Origin of the sequence: Hymenobacter aquaticus (assembly GCF_004765605.1) — a bacterium.
Lineage (GTDB): Bacteria > Bacteroidota > Bacteroidia > Cytophagales > Hymenobacteraceae > Hymenobacter > Hymenobacter aquaticus.
The window spans coordinates 1,229,221-1,247,563 of sequence record NZ_SRLC01000002.1 but is presented as its reverse complement, the minus strand read 5'-3'; the positions used below and the strand labels follow the sequence as shown (position 1 = coordinate 1,247,563).

Genomic DNA, 18,343 nt, shown 5'->3' with positions numbered 1-18,343 from the left:
TTATTTTTCTAAACAAGCACTTGGTGTATGAAAAGCCTCCACTCGCTATTACTGTTGCTGCCCCTTACCCTGGGCCTCAACGGCACGCTGCACGCGCAGCCCCCTTCGCCCTGCGGCACGGTGGCTCCCAACGACATGACCAGCCGCGACTTTGCGACCTGGGACTGGGAAACGCCCCGCTCTGGCCCCGCCGGCTCCCTGGCCTACTGCCGTACCTGGGCCATCCGGCGCACCAGCCAGAGCGACCAGAGCGTAGGCAACCCGGCCAATGCGCCCTGGGAATCGGCTACTTCGGGCGTTATGCAGCAGATTCTGATTAATAAGGACTACACGAAGGCCAAAGGCTGGGTGCTGCTGCGCGAAAACCTGGGTGCCTTGGTACCGATTGGCACGCCTTATTTTGTGCTGTACAACAAGTACACAGGCATGATCCGCACGTTTTTCTACGTGGACAACAGCCAGGGCGAATACATCAACGGGGCCGTGGTAACGATGAGCCACAGCAGCGTGAACCAGCGGAGCACCGGCGTGATGGCCCTGCGCAACGACCTGCTGCTGGCCCCCGATAAATACGCCTCCCGCACTGACCTCAAAGACGAGGTATTTGCGTACGTTACCAAGCTCGTCTCGCAGCAAGCGACCTGGATCATGGCCGAATTTTCCACGGCCTACGACCCCAATACCGGCGACAGTCGGTTTGTGGGCAACACGCTGGAGTTTGCAGTGCAGGGCATCAAAGAGTCTAAAATGGCGCTGAAGGGCGACCTGAACTTTAGCACCACGGCCCAGGAAGGCTATGCCATTGCTGGCAAAACCAGCGAGGTTATTCAGAACGAAACACCCCCGACGTCTTCTAACGCAGCCAGTGGCACCAAGAAATTCTTCGCTAATGGTAAAAAAATCCTGGGTTCCGTAACCAAGGACCAGGCGGTCAGCTTTTTTGAAAAAATCAGCACCAAAACCACCAAGCTCGCCAATAATACCAAGGCTCAGCACCCCGGCCGCAAAGCTATATTCGAGGGTATCGCCAGCATTACCAGTAACAGCGGAGGTTTGCTGAAAACCATGAAGAGCGTGCTGGAAGTGGCTGGCACTGCCAGCGCCGTCTTTGGCGCCATTGGCACGGTAGTGGGCTTTCTTTTTCCTTCGGATGATGCCGAAGCAGCCACCTCGCCCGGCTTTATCCCAACCGTATCGACCGGCTCTATCTCGCTGAGCGGTACCATCACCACTACCTACCCGCTAGCCAACGTGCTGATTCAGCTGCCGGGCACGCAGCACAACGCCAACGGCTCGACGCAGCCGTACTACGACTGCAAGCTGGGTATCTTCAGCCTCAAAAATACGCCGGTACTGAACAAACGGGCCTGGACGTGCGTGGTGGGCGAACAAACCGTGTACGACCCGTGCTACGATATGACGGCCGCTGGCTGCCAGGGTGGCTGGGTGACGCAACCCGCCTACGATCCGCTCGAATCGTACCAGATTGCTAACGACGTAATTGCCAGCTACAACAAAGCCGCCGGCTTGGACCTCTCGTCGGTGGAGGTAGCCCTGGTGGCCAGAAACACCGGCCCGTTGTACTATGCGGAGGGCTACTATGGCACAAACAACACCGATACAAGACAGATCCGGGATTATATGGAGGATCAGTTCAAGTCGGGCGTTATCGAGCTGATTCGGTTGGACAACAACGACAGCGTCCACACTTTTCAAACGCCTTTCGTGAGTTTGAGCTGCGCCAAGAACCTGTCGATTACCGTGAAGCCCGGCTCCCAGGTGTACTTGCGGGTGAAGGCCATTTTGCAGCGCTCCGACAGGCCGAATGACACGCCGCCTGTGTTTTATGTGCAGGATTACGCCGTGGATGTAAACGCCGGCAATGCCGTTGCAACCAACCCCCGGTTTGGCACCGGCAATGAGCCGCCCTTTACAAACCTGGCGACCCCGCTCGATGGCACCAAGATTGACGAGGACTTGAGCAACAACACGGGCAACGCCACACAGTTCACCAGCCCGTTCGTATTCCAAGCCTTCAATTCGGTTACTGCGGCCAACAATGGCTGGGCTCCCGACGGCGTCGACAACAGCATCACAATCAACCACCCTAGCACTACCACTGCCACCAAGCTCCTGGCCAACAATACAGTAGCCTTGGGCGAAGGATTCAGCGTGACTGTCGGCACCAATTTCGTGGCCCTGCCCACCCTGATTGAAAAGCTCACCTGCGGCCCGCTGCCAGTAGAATTTTCTCCCGTAGGCTCCTGCCCCTACAACGGCAATGCTTACCCCCGGGTGGCCCTGGCGGCCGAACAGACAAAAGAGGTGCCGCTCAACGACTTCACGCTCTACCCCAACCCCTCGCACGGGCAGGTGCAGCTGGAGCTGAACGCCGCGGCCGGTACCGAAACCACCGTGCGGGTCTACAACGTGTACGGCAGCCTGGTGCAAGACTTGCGCAAGCTACCCCGCGGCCAGAAGCAGCTCAGCCTGAGCCTGGAAGGGCAGCCCGCCGGCATCTACATCGTGCAAGTGACGATGGGTCAGAAAACCGTCAGCAAAAAGGTGGTGCTGCAATAAGTGCAATAACTTTCTGCCTTACCTAAACGGCCGGCTCCCACCTGGGAGCCGGCCGTTTTAGTTGGCCGGCCGCCACCATTCCGCGCTGTAGGCCCCGGCGGCCACGTCGACGCGCTGGCCGGGGCGGGGCAGCAGCAGCGGCACTTGCCGCGGCGGCGCGGCCCGCAGTAGCCGTTCCACCGGCTCGGTCCAGCCGTGAAAGGCCAGGTTGAACGTCGCCCAGTGCAGCGGCAGCAGCGCCCCGCCGCCCAGGGCCTGCTGCGCGGCCAGCGCGTGGTCGGGGCCCATGTGAATGTCGGCCCACAGCTCATCGTAGGCCCCGATTTCCAGCATCACCAGGTCGAACGGGCCGTACGCCGCCCCGATTTCCCGGAACCCGGCTTCGTAGGGCCCGGAGTCGCCGCCGAAAAAGGCGCGGTGCGTGGGCCCGAGCACGCACCACGACGCCCAGAGCGTATTGTCGCGGGTGAGGCCCCGGCCCGAGAAGTGCCGGGCCGGCGTGGCGGCCAGCCGGTGCGTATCGCCCAGGGCTACCTCCTGCCACCAGTCCAGCTCGGTGATGTTGGCGGCCGGCACGCCCCAGCGGCGCAGGTGGGCTCCCACGCCCAGCGGGCAGAAAAACGGCACTCCGGTGCGGGCCAGCACCCGGATGGCGGCGCGGTCGAGGTGGTCGTAATGGTCGTGCGAGAGCAGCACCGCGTCGAGGGGCGGCAGCTCGGCCAGCGGCAGCGGCGGGGCAAAAAACCGTTTGGGCCCAATCAGGCCCGAAGGCGAAGCGCGCTCGGCCCACACCGGGTCGGTGAGAAACCGTTTGCCGTCCAGCTCCAGCAGCGTGGAGGAATGGCCCAGCCACGTGACGCGCAGCGCGGCGGCCGGCACCGGCTCGGCCAGCGCGGCGGCATCGGCCCGAAACGGGCCCAGCGGCGTTTTGGGCTCCCGCTCCTCGGGGCCCCGCAGCCAGCGGCCCAGCATCCGGCCATAGTCCATCGACATACCGGTGGGCACTGTGTTCCGGTATTTTTTACCGTCAAACTGCGAAGGTGTTTTCATAGCAAAGCCGCAATGGTAAGGTCGGCTGGCTTACCAGACGCGCAGCTCCCGGCTTTACTTTACGGCGGGGCTTTTTCGGCCGTGTTACCTGAGCAGGCCCTTGACCGCGGGCAACGCCCGCGCGGCCCATTGCTGCATCTGCCGGCCCGAATAGTGCAGGCCATCGGGGGCAAACTGGCTGGCGTCGTCGGCGGCGGCCCGGGTCAGGTCGGTAATGTCGACGTAGGCAATGCCGGCCTGCTGGCACTCGGCGCGGGCCACGGCGTTGAACTGGTCAATTTCCGCGGCAATGCGGGCCGGGTCGTCGTGCTGCCCGTAGGGCGAGCGGCCCCAGTCCGGAATGCTGAGCACGAATACCCGCCCCGGGCGGTTGCCGGCAAACCGGGTGGCCGTGTGCAGCAGCTCCCGAAACTCGGTGCGGTAAGAGGCCAGCGGCAGCCGGCGGTACTGGTTATTCACGCCAATAAGCAACGACACCAGGTCGTAGGTGCGGGTATTGTTGGCCGCCTGAATGGCTTGCTGCAGCTCGCCGGTAGTCCAGCCGGTGCGGGCAATGATGTCGGGCGGGGCCAGGTCGTAGGTGCGGGTATTGTTGGCCGCCTGAATGGCTTGCTGCAGCTCGCCGGTAGTCCAGCCGGTGCGGGCAATGATGTCGGGCGGGGCCAGGTCGTAGGTGCGGGTATTGTTGGCCGCCTGAATGGCTTGCTGCAGCTCGCCGGTAGTCCAGCCGGTGCGGGCAATGATGTCGGGCGGGGCCAGGCCGGCCGTGCGGGCCAGCTGCACGCTCCACCGGTCGGCGCTGGGCACTCCTTCGCCAATGGTGTAGGAGTCGCCCAACGACAGAAAGGTGTTGCCCGAGGCGGGTGCATCCGTTGCGCCCACGCCGCCGGGCTGAGGTACCGAGGGCTCATTCTGGGTGCAGCCAAAGCCGAGAAAAAGATACAGAAGCAGCAGAAAGCGCATAGGCAGCAGAAATGAACCGGCCCCATATACGGCCCGCCCCGCCCCGCAGATTGCCCGCTACGCAGCCGGAGGAAATTCACGGGCGCTCCTATAAAATTCACGGGAGCTCGGATGAATTTCACGGGCGCTTCCATAAAAATCACAGGCAGCCGGGCAAAATTCACGGGAGTTCGGATGAATTTCACGGGCACTCCTGTGAATTTCACGGGCGGCCGGATGAATTTCACGGAAGCCCCCGTGATTTTTATGGCCGCTCCCATGATTTTTATCCGAGCCCGGATAAAAATCACCCGCCGTCGGATAAAAAAGAGGGGAAGCCGGATGAATTTCATCCGACTTCCCCTCTTTGTTCAGGGACAAAACCCAGTCTTAGCCGATGGCCTGCTTCAGATCCTCAATCAGGTCTTCCACGTCCTCAATGCCCACGCTGAGGCGGATCAGGGAGTCGGAGAGGCCGGCGGCCTTGCGGGCCTCGGCCGGAATGCTGGCGTGCGTCATGGTGGCGGGGTGGCCCGAGAGGCTTTCGACGCCGCCCAGGCTTTCGGCCAACGAAAACAGCTGGAATTTCTCCAGCACGGCAATGGCGTCCTCTTTCCGGTCGCCTTCGAGCACGAAGGAAATCATGCCGCCGAAGTCGTTCATCTGCCGGGCCGCCACCGCGTGGTTGGGGTGGTCCTGAAAACCGGGCCAGTACACTTTCTCCACCTTGGGGTGGGCCTTGAGGTACTCGGCAATCTTACGGCCGTTTTCGCAGTGGCGCTGCATCCGGATGTGCAGGGTTTTGAGGCCGCGCAGCACCAGGAAGCAGTCCTGGGGGCCGGGCGTGCCGCCGCAGGCGTTCTGGTAGAAGCTCAGGCGCTCGTGCAGCTGGTCGTCGTTGTACACCAGGGCGCCCATCACGGTGTCGGAGTGGCCGGCCATGTACTTGGTCAGCGAGTACACCACGATGTCGGCGCCCAGCGCCAGCGGGGTTTGCAGGTAGGGCGTGGAGAAGGTGTTATCGACCACCAGCAGGGCCCCGGCTTCCTTGGCCACGGCAGAAGCGGCGGCAATGTCGATGACGTTGAGCAGCGGGTTGGTCGGCGTTTCCACCCAGATCAGCTTGGTCCGCTCGTTCACCTTGGCCCGCACGGCTTCCATGTCGTGCATGGGCACGAAGTGGAATTTGATGCCCAGCGGCTCGTATACTTTGGTGAAGATGCGGTAAGAGCCGCCGTACAGGTCGTTGGTCGAAATCACCTCGTCGCCGGGCTGCAACAGCTTGATTACGCAGTCGGTGGCGGCCATGCCCGAGGCGAAGGCCAGGCCGTGCTGGCCGTTGTCGAGGGCGGCCAGGGCATCCTGCAGCTGGGTGCGGGTGGGGTTGTGGGTGCGCGAGTATTCGTAGCCTTTGTGGTCGCCGGGGGAGCGCTGCACATAGGTGGACGTCTGGTAAATGGGCGTCATGATGGCCCCGGTGGTGGGGTCAGGGTGCACGCCGGCGTGGATGGCTTTGGTACCGAATTTCATGGGGAACGGATTACGGAATCGAAAAGGAAGACGCGATGCTCAGCGTTGGGCGTCAAAGGTAAGAAGGTCGGCGACAGAAAAGTTTTCCTGCCATCATGGACTGCGCGTCCAAGCCCGGTATTTCAGGCGTGTCTTCATGACCAGATCCTGTTCGGCCCTCTCCTGTTGCAGGCTCGAAACCCCTTCCATTCTACTCCTGTGGGTGCTGCCCGGCACCCTCCTGGCCGCGCAGGCCGTCCCCACCAGCCCGGCAGACTGCCTCCCCAAACCGGCACCATCACGCAACCCCACGACGCAGGCGAAACCAACGGGCCGGCCGAGCCCCAGCTGGCCCTCGAAGCCGACGCCACCGGCAAACCCGAGGAAGAAGTGTAGCCTTCTGCCCCGTTCTTTCGTTTTACCTTCGGGCCGGCTGCTCTTAGCCGGCCCGATTGTTTTTGCGCCCTGCCTATGGCTTTTCTTAAAGAGCTTTTCCAAAAAAACGCCTCTACCCTGCTCTCGATGGGACTGCTGGTGGCCATGCCCGTTGTCGGCAGCACTTCGCTCACCATTCTGCTCTACAACTACCAGGATCTGCTACACCACCTGAGCCTGGGCCAGGTGCTGCTCTACTTCCTGCTTATCGGCGTCACGATGGCCTTCGCCCTCACGCCTACTACGTTTGTAGCGCTGGTTACGGGGTTTTACTTCGACTGGGCCGGGCTGCCGGGCATGGTGGTGGCCTACGCGCTGGCGGCCCTGGTGGGCTACGAGGTGGCCTCCCGCCTCGACCACGGCAAGATGACAACCTTTCTGCACCACTTCCCCAAGGCCGACGCCGTGATGCGGGAGCTCAAAAACGAAAGCCTGCAACTCATCATCCTCACCCGCATTTCCCCGGTGCTGCCCTTCGCCCTGATGACCTTCGTGCTGGCCGTAATGCGCATCGACCGGCGGCGGTTTCTGCTGGGCAGCGTGCTGGGTATGCTGCCGCGCAGCTTGTTCTTCTACTGGCTCGGCACCAAGGCCCAGGATGTGTTTGCCCTCGTGAATCACCCCGACACCGGCACGGCGGGCAAGCTGCTGCTGCTGGTCCTGGTCGTTATTTCCCTGTTCGGGCTCTACTACGTCTTCAATCGGGCCCTCAAGCGCGCCCTGAACCGGAGCACGACAGCTGAGTAGAAAATATTAAAACTGACTTTCAGCCTTTTGCGAGCCCTGAGGGCCTTTTTTCAGAATTATTATTGCCCCGGATTTGCGCGCGCCAATTTTTTGCCCGTATCTTTGCAGCACCAAAACGGTAAACGGTTGCATAGCTCAATTGGATAGAGCATCTGACTACGAATCAGAAGGTTTAAGGTTCGACTCCTTATGCGACCACAGAAAAGGCCCTCAGCAGCACGCTGAGGGCCTTTTTGTTATTTCCCTGTGGCAGTTTTGCAGAAATTATCTTCGGTTCGACTAACAAGTGCTTCTGTACAAAGCCTAAATTAGAGCTCCCTATTGCTAGTTCAATTCCACTTATCAATGTCCCTTCTGGATCGTATGCTTACTTCGCATCATTCCTGAATCAAGCTCGCCTACATATGTTAGGCAATGCCGCACCCCTTGCAGTCACCTTCAATTATTGCTCCTTTTTAGAACCAGGCCATATCGTAGCTTTAGCATGCTTAATTGAAGAATATCATAGGCATGGCTTGTCACCACAATTCGAGGGAGGCTCTAATAATCTGCAGTATTACCTAAGTGGGCTTCGACTATACGACTATTGGAAGCCTGATTTTGACAGGAGCCAGTACAATCGAGTATATTTGCGCAGTACCTTGTGTCTGTGGCAGATTAATAAGGACATGATCAATGCATATGCGGATCATGCTCGAGTCTTCTACGAAAGCATAGTTCCGGGCAATAGAAGCTTGGACGTCCTGTATGTCTGCTTAGCTGAGCTATTCAACAACGTACATGACCATGCCAAATCACCAGCTGGGGGCTATTGTGTATCTCAGTTCTACCCTAAGAAAAAGAAGATAGTAACAGCCGTATGTGACTTTGGTGTAGGAATCCCAAACTCCATCAACAAACTCTGGCAAAAGCGTGGCAAAAGCGCTTTATCTGACACAGATGCATTACGTGCTGCTTTGCGTAGACGAGTAACTACCCAGTCTACCCCACAAAACCGTGGCTTTGGCTTAAATACTTTGTCAGAAGCTGTACGTGGTCTAGGTGGAAGCTTGACAATCTTATCAAATTTCGCTATGCTTGTACAGACTTCAACAGGGGCCTTACAGCTAAGCACCCTGAACCATTTTTTCCCTGGCACGTTGATAGTAGTGTCCATCGACACTGACGCACTGCCTGAAGCTGAAGTCGAATTAGAAGAGTTTGACTTTAGTTTATAAGCGTTTTCCCACCTCCTAAATCATATATCGATATATGGAACCTGCAGTAGTGTATGTGGCTCACATTGTGGCTGGCACATCCACCAACGCCGATGGCTATAGCCTAAAAACGGTGTTAGAGAAATACTTCCGTGCAGGACAGATTGTACGTCTTTCGTTGAAAGGCGCTACTCCGATGTCTTCTTCTTTCCTAAACTCATCGTTTGGTGAACTCATCGAGAACTTTGGCGTTGATCGTGTGCGTGAACTTGTTAAGCTTGTTGACTTTAAGCCTTCTCAGGCTTTAGCAATCAAAGATTATATTGATAAGTTCTCCCGGCATTTCGCCTAGTTCTCTAAAAGAAAGAAGCCCCTTCGTAGATTACGAAGGGGCTTCTTTCTTTTAGAGAACTAGGCACCCGACTTGCAACCGGCCACTCAAACTCTATCAAGCGGCAGGCGCACCTAGTGATGTAGTCGACCGGCAATACTACTGAGAGTAGCTTCAGCCACTACACTACATCAGTGTTGACACAATCAAACTTCTGCAGGAGTACGCCCGCCGGTCGCCCGGCATACAGCGGTCTGTGGCATAATTCTGTGGCAGTTTTCGTATTGTTGCTTTCCATTGCTTTCCACTCAATGCAGAACAATAGCGTTTTCGAAGCCCTCAGCGTGGTATTCGATGGAAAGCAATGGAGACTAAATGTACCTGTTTAATCCTTATGCGACCACAGAAAAGCCCCTCAGCAGCACGCTGAGGGCCTTTTTTATTTTGCTGTATCTGCGTGTGCAGTAGTAGCTTCCGATGCATCTATACTTTATCCATCCATCTCAGTGCAGTAATGTTCCGTGTCCGAGCCGGTAGTTTCCTGTTCCTCCTCGCAGCATACAGCCTGCGCGCCAGCCTAGCGTGGGCGCAGAGCCAGCCCAAAGACGACCACTTGGTGCCGGTTGGCAATTACCTGACCAGCTACCCGGGCAGCAACATGGCCTTCCTGACGGGCATTGTCAATGATCTGCGCAAGCTGGCTACCTCTCCCTCCGACCAGAAACTGGCGCAGGAGCTGTTAAGTGATGTCGAATACCTACGCAACAAGCTGCTGACCCAATAATCAGTTCCTCTCCTTGCGCGCCAGCCGTACCGACGAGTCCCGCACGATGAGCTTGGGCTCCAGCACCACGGGCTTGAGGGGCGAAGCCGTGGCGGGCCGGTTCAGGAGCTTGAGCAGCAGGCGCACGGCGGTGCGGCCCATCTGCTCGCTGCGCTGGTCTACCGAAGTCAGCGTGGGCTCGGTCAGCTCGGTGAAGGCCTCGTTGCTGAAGCCGACCAGGGCTATGTCGTCGGGTACGCGCAGGCCCTGCTCCTTGGCCACCTGCATGGCCCCGACGATGGCCAGGTCGTTGGAGGCAAACACGGCGTCGGGGCGCTGGGCCATGCGCAGCAGCTTGCGCATGGCCTGGGTGCCACTTTTCAGGTTGATGTCGGCGTGGTGCGACACGTACTCGGGGCGCAGGGGCAGGCCGTGGGCCGTGAGGGCATCGACGTAGCCCTGGTAGCGGTTCTTATTGATGTTCACGTGCAGCGGCCCGCTGAAAATGGCAATGCGGGTGCAGCCCTGCTCAATCAGGTGCGACACGGCCTGGTAGGCGCCCAGGTAGTCGTTGAGCACCACCGCGCTGACGTTGGGGCCCTGAAACCCCTCAATGATCCGGTCGAAGAACACGAGCGGCAGGCGCTGGTCCTTCACCGCGTCGAAGTGGGCGAAGTCCTGGGTGGTGTTGGCCAACGACACCAGAATGCCTTCCACCTGGGCATTCATGAACAGGTCGATGTTCTTCTTTTCCTGTTGCACATCCTCGTCCGATTGGCAGATCAGCACGTTGTAGCCCGATTTGCTGGCTTCGGTGGCAATGCCGTGCACCACGTGCGGAAAGAAGTTGCCGGTGATGTGGGGCACGAGTACGCCCAGGGTTTTGCTGCGGCCCCGGCGCAGGGCGGCGGCCAGCTGGTTGGGCTGGTAGTTCAGTTCCTTGGCCAGGGCCCGCACCCGCTCCTTGGTGGCTTCGCTCACATCGTTGTGGTCGGCCAGGGCCCGGGAGACGGTGGAGGCTGAGAGGTTGAGGGCTTTTGCTAAGTCAGTAATGGAGGCCCGACGATTTGCCATGCGCGGAAAAAATTGATTGGACGTGTGCCGGGGCTCAAGATAGAGCCAATTTCACAGTCGAACCCGCGCGTGTATGAAATCTGCCTTATCTTTAGCCCACTTCCGGGGCGTAGCCGCTTCCGAAGTATACGGCAGATTCCGCCGGTTTGGCCGGCAGTTTTCCGCCTGACTTTCTTATTACTAGCCGGTCATAGCGGCGGTGGACTTGCGGGAGGCGGCCCGGCTTTCTTCCCGGAGTATTCCACGGCGCGGTGGCAGCTTTTTAGCCGCACTTTTCTCTCCTATTCTCCTTTCGTACCCTAATTTCTCTTCCTCAATGGCAGAATCAACGCTTACCGGCCTGCGCGCCGGCGTGCTCCACGGCGACGAAGTTCAATCCCTGTTCAAGGTGGCCAAGGCCCAGGGCTTTGCCTTGCCGGCCGTCAACGTGACGGGCACCAACACGGTGAATGCCGTGCTGGAAACGGCCAAGGCGGTCAACTCGCCCGTTATTATCCAGTTCTCGAACGGCGGGGCGCAGTTTTTCGCCGGCAAATCCATTGCCAACGACAAGCAGCAGGCCAGCATTGCCGGCGCCATTTCGGGTGCTCAGCACGTGCACCTGATGGCCGAGCTCTACGACGTGCCCGTGATTCTGCACACCGACCACGCCGCCAAGAAGCTCCTGCCCTGGATCGACGGCCTGCTCGCGGCCGGCGAAAAGCACTTCGCCCAGTACGGCCAGCCCCTCTACAGCTCCCACATGCTGGATCTGTCGGAAGAGCCGATTGAGGAAAACATCGAAATCTGCAAGCGCTACCTGGAGCGCATGGCCAAAATCGGCATGACGCTGGAAATTGAGCTGGGCGTAACCGGCGGCGAGGAAGACGGCGTGGACAACTCCGACGTGGACTCTTCGAAGCTCTACACCCAGCCCGAGGAAGTGGCCTACGCCTACGAGCAGCTGAGCGAGGTGAGCAACCGCTTCACCATCGCCGCCGCTTTCGGCAACGTGCACGGCGTGTACAAGCCCGGCAACGTGAAGCTGCAACCCAAGATTCTGCACAACTCCCAGGAGTTTCTGCGCCAGAAGCACAACATCGAGGAGGCCCTGCCCATCGACTTCGTCTTCCACGGCGGCTCGGGCTCGTCGCAGGAGGAAATCCGCGAGGCCATCAGCTACGGCGCCATCAAGATGAACCTCGACACCGACCTGCAGTGGGCCCTGTGGGACGGTATCCGGGACTACTACGTGAAAAACGAAGGCTTCCTGCAAGGCCAGATCGGCAACCCCAGCGGCGCCGACTCGCCCAACAAGAAGTACTACGACCCGCGCGTGTGGCTGCGCAAGGGCGAAGAAAGCTTCGTGACGCGTCTCAAGCAGGCCTTCGACGACCTGAACGCCATCAACCGCCGCCCCTAGTTGGCACACCCTTCTAAAAAAGCCCCCGTCAGATTTGGCGGGGGCTTTTTTTGCGCTTACCCCCTCCCGCTGACGGTGGTTTTTGGAAAAGTATCGTAGTTTACCAGTATACAGGTATGGATGAGAAGCCATAGAGTAATAGATTTGCAGGGTTGCTAGGTGAGTAGAGCCTTACCCGCCGCGCTGGTGCAGGTAGCAACCCTCACCGTCGGAATCCACTTATTGCTGGCCGGCCAGCAACACGCGCGGGAATACCCCGCCTAACAGAACGCACCCATGACGAACCGTAAGCAGCACATTGCCCAGGTAGCATTGCAGCTATTCGGCGAGAAAGGCTTCGAGCATACGCCCACGCAACTCATTGCCAAGGAGGCCGGTGTTTCGGAAGCCCTGATTTTCAAATACTTCGGCTCCAAAGAACAGCTCCTGGAGTTTATTATCAAGAACGGCTACAAGCGTATCATCGAGGCCAACCGGGGCTGGCTGGAGGAGCGCGACGCGCTGGGCCTGATTCACAGCGTGATTGAGCTGCCCTACAAGCTGGTCAAGGAAGAGCCGCACTTCTGGAAGCTACAGTCGCGCCTGACCAACAACGACGTGGCGCAGAAGCAGCACGAGCGGTTTTTGCAGCCCGTGCCGGCCCTGCTGCACCGCGCCTTCGTGAAGCTGGGCTACGCCGAGCCGGACAAGGAAGTCAGCCTGCTGCTGCTGCTCATCGACGCGCTGTGGAAGATTCAGGCCCAGAAAACCGACGAGCAGATCCAGGAAACCCTGGACTTCATCAAATCCAAGTACCAGGACCAGGCGTAGCGGCGGCGGGTGAGCAGTACGACCAGGCCGGACCAGCAATGGGCCGGCTTTTTTGCGCGCGAAAACCGGGCCGGTTTTGCAGCCGCAACTCGGTGGTCAAAGAAGCTGATTATTGGATCATTTATAGTATTATAACTCATATTTTGAAATTATAACAACCAAGCAAGCTATTCAACAAAGTTTTTTGCGTGTTTTTTAACCGCAGGATGATGTGCCGTAAAAGTAAAAACCGAGCCAGCTGTGCGGGCTAAACCAGGCGGGACAGGTGTGCTGTAAGCGTGTAGCTGACTCGCGAATCAAGGGCACCCGGCTTATTCATCCGGGCTTGCAGCTTGCTTTTCGCCCGCCCAGCAGGATATATTTGGCTACTCTGCTCCTGTTGCTACCGACCTTTTTCTCTCGCCGCGCAGCTTCGCCTATTGCCCGCGCCGTCGCCTAGCTCCCCTTCACTTTTCCCGTCCGGCCCTGACTTTCTAAGCCCGTACGCTCGGCCAGCTTCCGCACGTCTGTTCTTTCCACTTCCAACCCCACCAACGATGAAAAAGACCTTTACCATGCTGTGGCGCGCCGCGGCTTTCCTGGCATTGTGCCACGTTCCGGCCAAAGCCCAAACTTACCAGCAAGTCTGGGCCGATGAGTTCAACGGCAGCATCAGCTCCAGCTGGGTGTTCGAAACCGGTGGCGGCGGCTGGGGCAACAACGAAAAGCAGTACTACCAGCGGGCCAACGCCACCGTGAACGGCACGGATCTGATGATTACGGCCCGCCGGGAAAACGTGGGCGGCATGCCCTACACCTCGGCCCGGATGAAAACCCAGGGGTTGAAGCAGTTTACCTTCGGCAAGATTGAGGCCCGCATGAAGCTGCCCCTGGGCCAGGGCCTGTGGCCCGCCTTCTGGATGCTGGGGGCCAATATCGGCTCGGTGGGCTGGCCGGCCTGCGGCGAAATTGACGTCATGGAGCACATCAACGCCGAAAACAAGGTGTACGGCACCGTGCACTGGGACAGCAACGGCCACGCCGAATACGGCGGCAACATCATTACCTCGCCCGACGCCTACCACGTGTACTCGGTGGAATGGGAACCGACCTACATCCGCTGGTTTGTGGACGGCGTGAAGTACCACGAAATCAACATCAGCGGCGGTACGGGCGGCACCGAGGAGTTTCAGCGGCCCTTTTTCCTGCTGCTGAACCTGGCCGTGGCCGGCAACTGGCCCGGGCAAACCGTGGACGAAAGCAAGCTGCCCGCCACCATGTTTGTGGACTACGTGCGGGTGTACCAGAAAACCAGTACGCCCCCGCCCACTTCGTCGGTGACCATTCAGGCCGAAAGTTATAGCGCCATGAACGGGGTGCAGCTCGAAGGCTGCTCGGACACCGGCGGCGGGCAGGACGTGGGCTGGATTGACGCCGGCGACTGGCTGGCCTACAACGGCATCAACTTCCCGACTTCGGGCACTTACACCCTGGAATACCGCGTAGCCAGCCCCGCGGGCGGCACCTTGTCGTCGGATCTGAACGCCGGCTCGATTCCCCTCGGCAACGTGGCCGTGCCGGCTACCGGCGGCTGGCAGAACTGGACCACGGTATCGAAAACGGTCAACGTGAATGCGGGGACCTACAACTTCGGCGTGTTTGCCCAAACCGGCGGCTGGAACCTCAACTGGATCCGGATTACCAAAGCCAGTGCCGCCCGCCCGGCCAGCCCCACGCTGGCCACCCCCAGCCCCCGCCTCGACCAGAACCTGGAACTGTACCCCAACCCGACTACCCGCACCCTGCGTTTCCGCGCCGAGGCCAGCCTGCTCGGCAGCCAGTACCAAGTGGTCGACGTCACCGGCCGCACCGTGCTCAGCGGCCAGCTCGCCACTGCCGACCTAGACGTTTCGGCGCTGCAAGCCGGGGTGTACACGCTGCGCCTTTCCGCGGACGGCCAGGCCAGCGTGACGCGCCGCTTCGTGAAGGGAGCAGAATAGTGGCCAGCTTACGCCCGCCCCGTTGAGCACCGCCGCGGAATGACGTTCTGGAATAGTGCTTGAAAACGCAAAAAGTCCGTTCCCAGACTGGGAGCGGACTTTTTTGCATTACCAAACCAATTCTAAATAATCGTGCTCAAGCCCAGAGCAATGTTGTTTTTGTGGAGCTGGCAGTCCAGAATGTCCAGGATGCCGTAGGCCACGAAGCTGCCCACCTGCTCGGTGGTGTAGGGCGACTTGGCGTTGAGCTCCGGCGTCAGCACACCTTGCTCCAGGGCGTTGTCCACGGCCTTTTTCACCGAGTTGGCTTCTTCCTGCAACCCGAAGTGCTCCAGCAGCATGGCCGCCGACAGAATCGTGGCAATGGGGTTGGCAATGCCCTTGCCCTTGGCCTGCGGATAGGAGCCGTGAATGGGCTCAAACAGCGCCACTTCGTCGCCGACGGAGGCCGAGGGCAACAGGCCCAAGGAGCCGGCAATGACGGAGGCTTCGTCCGAGATAATGTCGCCGAACATATTCTCGGTGAGAATCACATCGAACTGCCTGGGGTTCAGAATTATCTGCATGGCCGCGTTGTCGACGAACAGGTAATCGACCAGCACTTTCGGGTACTGCAACGCCAGATCCTGCACCACTTCGCGCCACAGCCGGGAGGTTTCCAGCACGTTGGCCTTGTCTACCAACGTCAGCTTGCCCCGGCGCGTTTCGGCGGCCCGGAAGGCGCGGTGGGCAATTCGCTCGATTTCGAAGCGGCTGTAGGTGCAGTTGTCGTAGGCTGAGCCGTCAGCATTCCGGCCTTTCTCGCCGAAGTAGATGCCGCCGGTTAGCTCCCGAAAGATGAGCATGTCGGCACCCTGAATCCGGTCCTTTTTCAGCGGGGAGTGCTCCAGCAGCCGGTCGTAGGCCGTTACGGGCCGAATGTTGGCGTAGAGGCCCAGCGACTTGCGCAGGCGCAGCAGCCCTTGCTCGGGGCGCACCTGGGCGCTGGGGTTGTTGTCGTATTTCGGGTCGCCGATGGCCCCGAGCAGCACGGCGTCGGCGGCGCGGCAGGCCTCGAGCGTGGCTGCCGGGAGTGGGTCGCCGGTGGCGTCGATGGCGCAGGCGCCCATGAGCTGGTAGTCGAAGACGAACTCGTGCCCGAACTTATCGGCCACGGCCTTCAGGGCCCGCACCGCTTCCTGACACACTTCCGGCCCGATACCGTCGCCGGGCAGCACCACGATTCGTTTGCTTAAAATACCCATTTGCGCAGCTGTTCGTAGGTTTTGATGGCGTCCCGTTGGCTCACCAGATAGTCGATGTCGTCGTAGCCGTTGATGAGGCACTCCTTTTTGTAAGCGTCCAGCTCGAATCCGATGCTGGTTTCCCAGACTGGAATCGACAAGGTCTGGCTGGGCAAATCCACTACCAGCTGGGTTTCGGGCTCCAGCTCAATTTGCCGAAACAGGCCCTGCAACACTTCCTCCGACACCTGCAACGGCAGCAAGCCCGTGTTCAGGGCGTTGCCGCGGAAAATGTCGGCGAAGTAGCTCGAAATAACCACCTTGAAGCCCGCGTCATACAGGGCCCAGGCAGCGTGCTCCCGGCTGGAACCGCAGCCGAAGTTTTTGCCCGCCAGCAGAATCTGGCCCTGGTAGCGGGAGTTGTTGAGTACGAAATCGGCCTTGGGCTGCCCGTCGGGCTGGTAGCGCCAGTCGGCAAACAGGTTCTGGCCAAACCCCTCCCGGGTGGTGGCCTTCAGGAAACGGGCCGGGATAATCTGGTCCGTATCGACGTTTTCGATGGGCAGCGGGACGACGCCCGAGCTTAGCGTTTGAAATTTTTCCATGGGTGGGACGAAATGGAAGTGAGCGGTTAGCCGGCGTCAAGTGAAAGGAGAAACCAGTTTCCGGTAGCTGGCTGGTCCGGCGGGCCCGAGGCCGGCTCCCTAGCCGGTTCCTCCTCTCGCTTGCGTACCGTGCGACGCGAGGGTCGCGGCAAAGTGGCTGGGTTGGGTTTGGTTAATTCTATCAGGCCGTCATGTCGAGCCCTAGCGAGACATCTCGCGTGCTGTGGTAATCAGATTACTCTTGCAACGTCAGCACGCGAGATTCCTCGGCTGCGCTCGGAATGACGTTCTGCTTTGTTTCCTCGCCCAAATACTGGGTGATATCGACAATGCGGCCTTCCACGGCCGTGATGGCGGCCACCAGCGGGCTGGCCAGCAGGGTGCGGGCCCCGGGGCCCTGGCGGCCTTCGAAGTTGCGGTTGGAAGTGGAGACGCAGTAGGCGCCGGCCGGAATCTTGTCGTCGTTCATGGCCAGGCAGGCCGAGCAGCCGGGCTCCCGCAGCTCAAAGCCCGCTTCGGCCAGCACTTGGTCGAGGCCTTCGGCTATGGCCTGCTTTTCCACCAGCTTGGAGCCGGGCACGATAATGGCCTCCACATGCTCGGCCTTGTGTTTGCCCTTCACGTAGGCCGCCACGGCCCGCAGGTCCTCGATGCGGGAGTTGGTGCAGCTGCCGATAAAGACGTAGTTGATTTCCTTACCCAGCAAGGATTCACCGGGCGTGAAGCCCATGTAGGCCAACGACTTGTCGAAGCTGGCGGCTTCCCCGTCGGTGCCGAGCACCGGGATGAAGCTGCTGAGCGCAATGCCCATGCCGGGGTTGGTGCCGTAGGTTATCATCGGGGGTATGGCGGCCGCGTCGAACGTTAGCTCCGACTCAAACGCGGCGCCTTCCTCCGAATACAGCGTTTGCCAATACGCCACGGCCTGCGCCCACCGCTCGCCCTGCGGGGCGTAGGGCCGACCTTGCAGGTACTCGAACGTGGTGGCATCGGGGGCAATGAGGCCGCCGCGGGCGCCCATTTCGATACTCATGTTGCAGACCGTCATGCGGCCTTCCATGCTCAGGCCGCGAATGGCGCTACCGGCGTACTCCACGAAGTAGCCCGTGGCCCCGCCCGTGCCGAGCTGGGCGATGATGTAGAGAATAACGTCCTTGGCCGTTACGCCGGGCCGCAATTCGCCGTCCACGGTGATGCGCATGCGCTTGGGGCGGCTGATGAGCAAACACTGCGAGGCCATAACCTGGGTGACCTGGCTGGTGCCAATGCCGAAGGCAATGGCCCCGAACGCGCCGTGGGTCGAGGTGTGCGAGTCGCCGCAGACGATGGTCATGCCCGGCTGGGTGACGCCCAGCTCCGGCCCGATGACGTGCACGATGCCCTGGTAGGGGTGGCCCAGCCCGAACAGCTCCACGCCGAACTTCTCACAGTTTTCGGTGAGCTTATCCACCTGGGAGCGGCTCAGCGGGTCCTGAATCGGCAGGTGCTGGTTGCGGGTCGGCACGTTGTGGTCGGCGGTGGCCAGGATTTGCTCCGGTCGGCTCAGCGGCAAGCCCCGCTCCTGCAGCTCATCGAAGGCCTGCGGGCTGGTGACTTCGTGAATCAGGTGCCGGTCGATGTAGAACACCTCCAGCCCGCCGGGAATGGTTTTCACCACGTGGGCATCCCAGATTTTATCGAATAAGGACTTGGCCATG

At 59.9% G+C, this 18,343-nt stretch carries 17 protein-coding genes and 1 tRNA gene; 10 read left to right on the top strand and 8 right to left on the bottom strand.

Annotation, left to right across the window (positions count from 1 at the left end; genetic code table 11):
- Positions 1 to 27 precede the first annotated feature (27 nt).
- Positions 28 to 2,580, top strand: coding sequence for a T9SS type A sorting domain-containing protein (locus tag E5K00_RS18000; RefSeq protein ID WP_135464663.1), 2,553 nt, complete (start codon positions 28 to 30; stop codon positions 2,578 to 2,580).
- 57 nt (positions 2,581 to 2,637) lie between these two features.
- On the opposite strand, the gene E5K00_RS17995 is transcribed toward E5K00_RS18000, so the two are convergent.
- From E5K00_RS17995 to E5K00_RS17980, 4 genes are all read right to left on the bottom strand, one after another.
- Positions 2,638 to 3,630, bottom strand: a complete 993-nt coding sequence (locus tag E5K00_RS17995) for an MBL fold metallo-hydrolase (RefSeq protein WP_135464662.1) — start codon at positions 3,628 to 3,630, stop codon at positions 2,638 to 2,640.
- Between the two features lie 84 nt (positions 3,631 to 3,714).
- Entirely contained in the window at positions 3,715 to 4,593 is an 879-nt protein-coding gene (locus E5K00_RS17990) for an SGNH/GDSL hydrolase family protein (RefSeq protein WP_135464661.1), read from the bottom strand.
- Between the two features lie 57 nt (positions 4,594 to 4,650).
- Entirely contained in the window at positions 4,651 to 4,953 is a 303-nt protein-coding gene (locus E5K00_RS17985) for a hypothetical protein (protein WP_135464660.1), read from the bottom strand.
- 9 nt (positions 4,954 to 4,962) lie between these two features.
- Positions 4,963 to 6,102, bottom strand: coding sequence for a cystathionine gamma-synthase (locus tag E5K00_RS17980; RefSeq protein WP_135464659.1), 1,140 nt, complete (start codon positions 6,100 to 6,102; stop codon positions 4,963 to 4,965).
- A 198-nt stretch (positions 6,103 to 6,300) separates the two neighbouring features.
- Between E5K00_RS17980 and E5K00_RS22880 the strand changes: the two genes are divergently transcribed.
- The 6 genes from E5K00_RS22880 to E5K00_RS17955 all read left to right on the top strand — a co-directional run bounded on the left by E5K00_RS22880 (position 6,301) and on the right by E5K00_RS17955 (position 9,574).
- A complete protein-coding gene (locus E5K00_RS22880) occupies positions 6,301 to 6,477 on the top strand; it encodes a hypothetical protein (RefSeq protein ID WP_167856941.1) in 177 nt (58 codons plus the stop codon).
- Between the two features lie 75 nt (positions 6,478 to 6,552).
- A complete protein-coding gene (locus E5K00_RS17975) occupies positions 6,553 to 7,263 on the top strand; it encodes a TVP38/TMEM64 family protein (protein WP_135464658.1) in 711 nt (236 codons plus the stop codon).
- Positions 7,264 to 7,387: 124 nt separating this feature from the next.
- Positions 7,388 to 7,461 (top strand) — tRNA-Arg (locus E5K00_RS17970).
- 206 nt (positions 7,462 to 7,667) lie between these two features.
- Positions 7,668 to 8,480, top strand: a complete 813-nt coding sequence (locus E5K00_RS17965) for a hypothetical protein (protein WP_135464657.1) — start codon at positions 7,668 to 7,670, stop codon at positions 8,478 to 8,480.
- A gap of 34 nt (positions 8,481 to 8,514) precedes the next feature.
- Positions 8,515 to 8,811, top strand: coding sequence for an STAS-like domain-containing protein (locus E5K00_RS17960; RefSeq protein ID WP_135464656.1), 297 nt, complete (start codon positions 8,515 to 8,517; stop codon positions 8,809 to 8,811).
- 493 nt (positions 8,812 to 9,304) lie between these two features.
- Positions 9,305 to 9,574, top strand: a complete 270-nt coding sequence (locus E5K00_RS17955) for a hypothetical protein (RefSeq protein WP_135464655.1) — start codon at positions 9,305 to 9,307, stop codon at positions 9,572 to 9,574.
- Here the strand turns inward: E5K00_RS17955 and E5K00_RS17950 are convergent, their stop codons facing one another.
- Positions 9,575 to 10,627 carry a LacI family DNA-binding transcriptional regulator gene (locus tag E5K00_RS17950; RefSeq protein ID WP_135464654.1) on the bottom strand — a complete coding sequence of 351 codons (1,053 nt, stop codon included), beginning with the start codon at positions 10,625 to 10,627 and terminating at the stop codon, positions 9,575 to 9,577.
- A 316-nt stretch (positions 10,628 to 10,943) separates the two neighbouring features.
- Here E5K00_RS17950 and fbaA point away from each other — a divergent pair, with 316 nt between their 5' ends.
- The 3 genes from fbaA to E5K00_RS17935 all read left to right on the top strand — a co-directional run bounded on the left by fbaA (position 10,944) and on the right by E5K00_RS17935 (position 14,818).
- Positions 10,944 to 12,029, top strand: coding sequence for a class II fructose-bisphosphate aldolase (gene fbaA / locus E5K00_RS17945; RefSeq protein ID WP_135464653.1), 1,086 nt, complete (start codon positions 10,944 to 10,946; stop codon positions 12,027 to 12,029).
- Between the two features lie 276 nt (positions 12,030 to 12,305).
- Complete coding sequence (locus E5K00_RS17940) at positions 12,306 to 12,839, top strand: TetR/AcrR family transcriptional regulator (RefSeq protein WP_135464652.1); 534 nt, start codon at positions 12,306 to 12,308, stop codon at positions 12,837 to 12,839.
- Between the two features lie 536 nt (positions 12,840 to 13,375).
- Positions 13,376 to 14,818 carry a carbohydrate-binding protein gene (locus tag E5K00_RS17935; RefSeq protein ID WP_135464651.1) on the top strand — a complete coding sequence of 481 codons (1,443 nt, stop codon included), beginning with the start codon at positions 13,376 to 13,378 and terminating at the stop codon, positions 14,816 to 14,818.
- A 122-nt stretch (positions 14,819 to 14,940) separates the two neighbouring features.
- Here the strand turns inward: E5K00_RS17935 and leuB are convergent, their stop codons facing one another.
- From leuB to leuC, 3 genes are all read right to left on the bottom strand, one after another.
- On the bottom strand, positions 14,941 to 16,062 hold the full coding sequence (gene leuB, locus E5K00_RS17930; RefSeq protein WP_135464650.1) for a 3-isopropylmalate dehydrogenase: 1,122 nt from the start codon (positions 16,060 to 16,062) through the stop codon (positions 14,941 to 14,943).
- The gene (leuD, locus tag E5K00_RS17925; RefSeq protein WP_135464649.1) at positions 16,050 to 16,646 is read right to left on the bottom strand and encodes a 3-isopropylmalate dehydratase small subunit; all 597 of its coding nucleotides are present in this window, start codon (positions 16,644 to 16,646) and stop codon (positions 16,050 to 16,052) included. Before leuD ends, leuB begins: the two co-directional genes overlap by 13 nt.
- A gap of 235 nt (positions 16,647 to 16,881) precedes the next feature.
- Positions 16,882 to 18,342, bottom strand: a complete 1,461-nt coding sequence (leuC, locus tag E5K00_RS17920; RefSeq protein ID WP_135464648.1) for a 3-isopropylmalate dehydratase large subunit — start codon at positions 18,340 to 18,342, stop codon at positions 16,882 to 16,884.
- Between the last annotated feature and the right edge of the window lies 1 nt (position 18,343).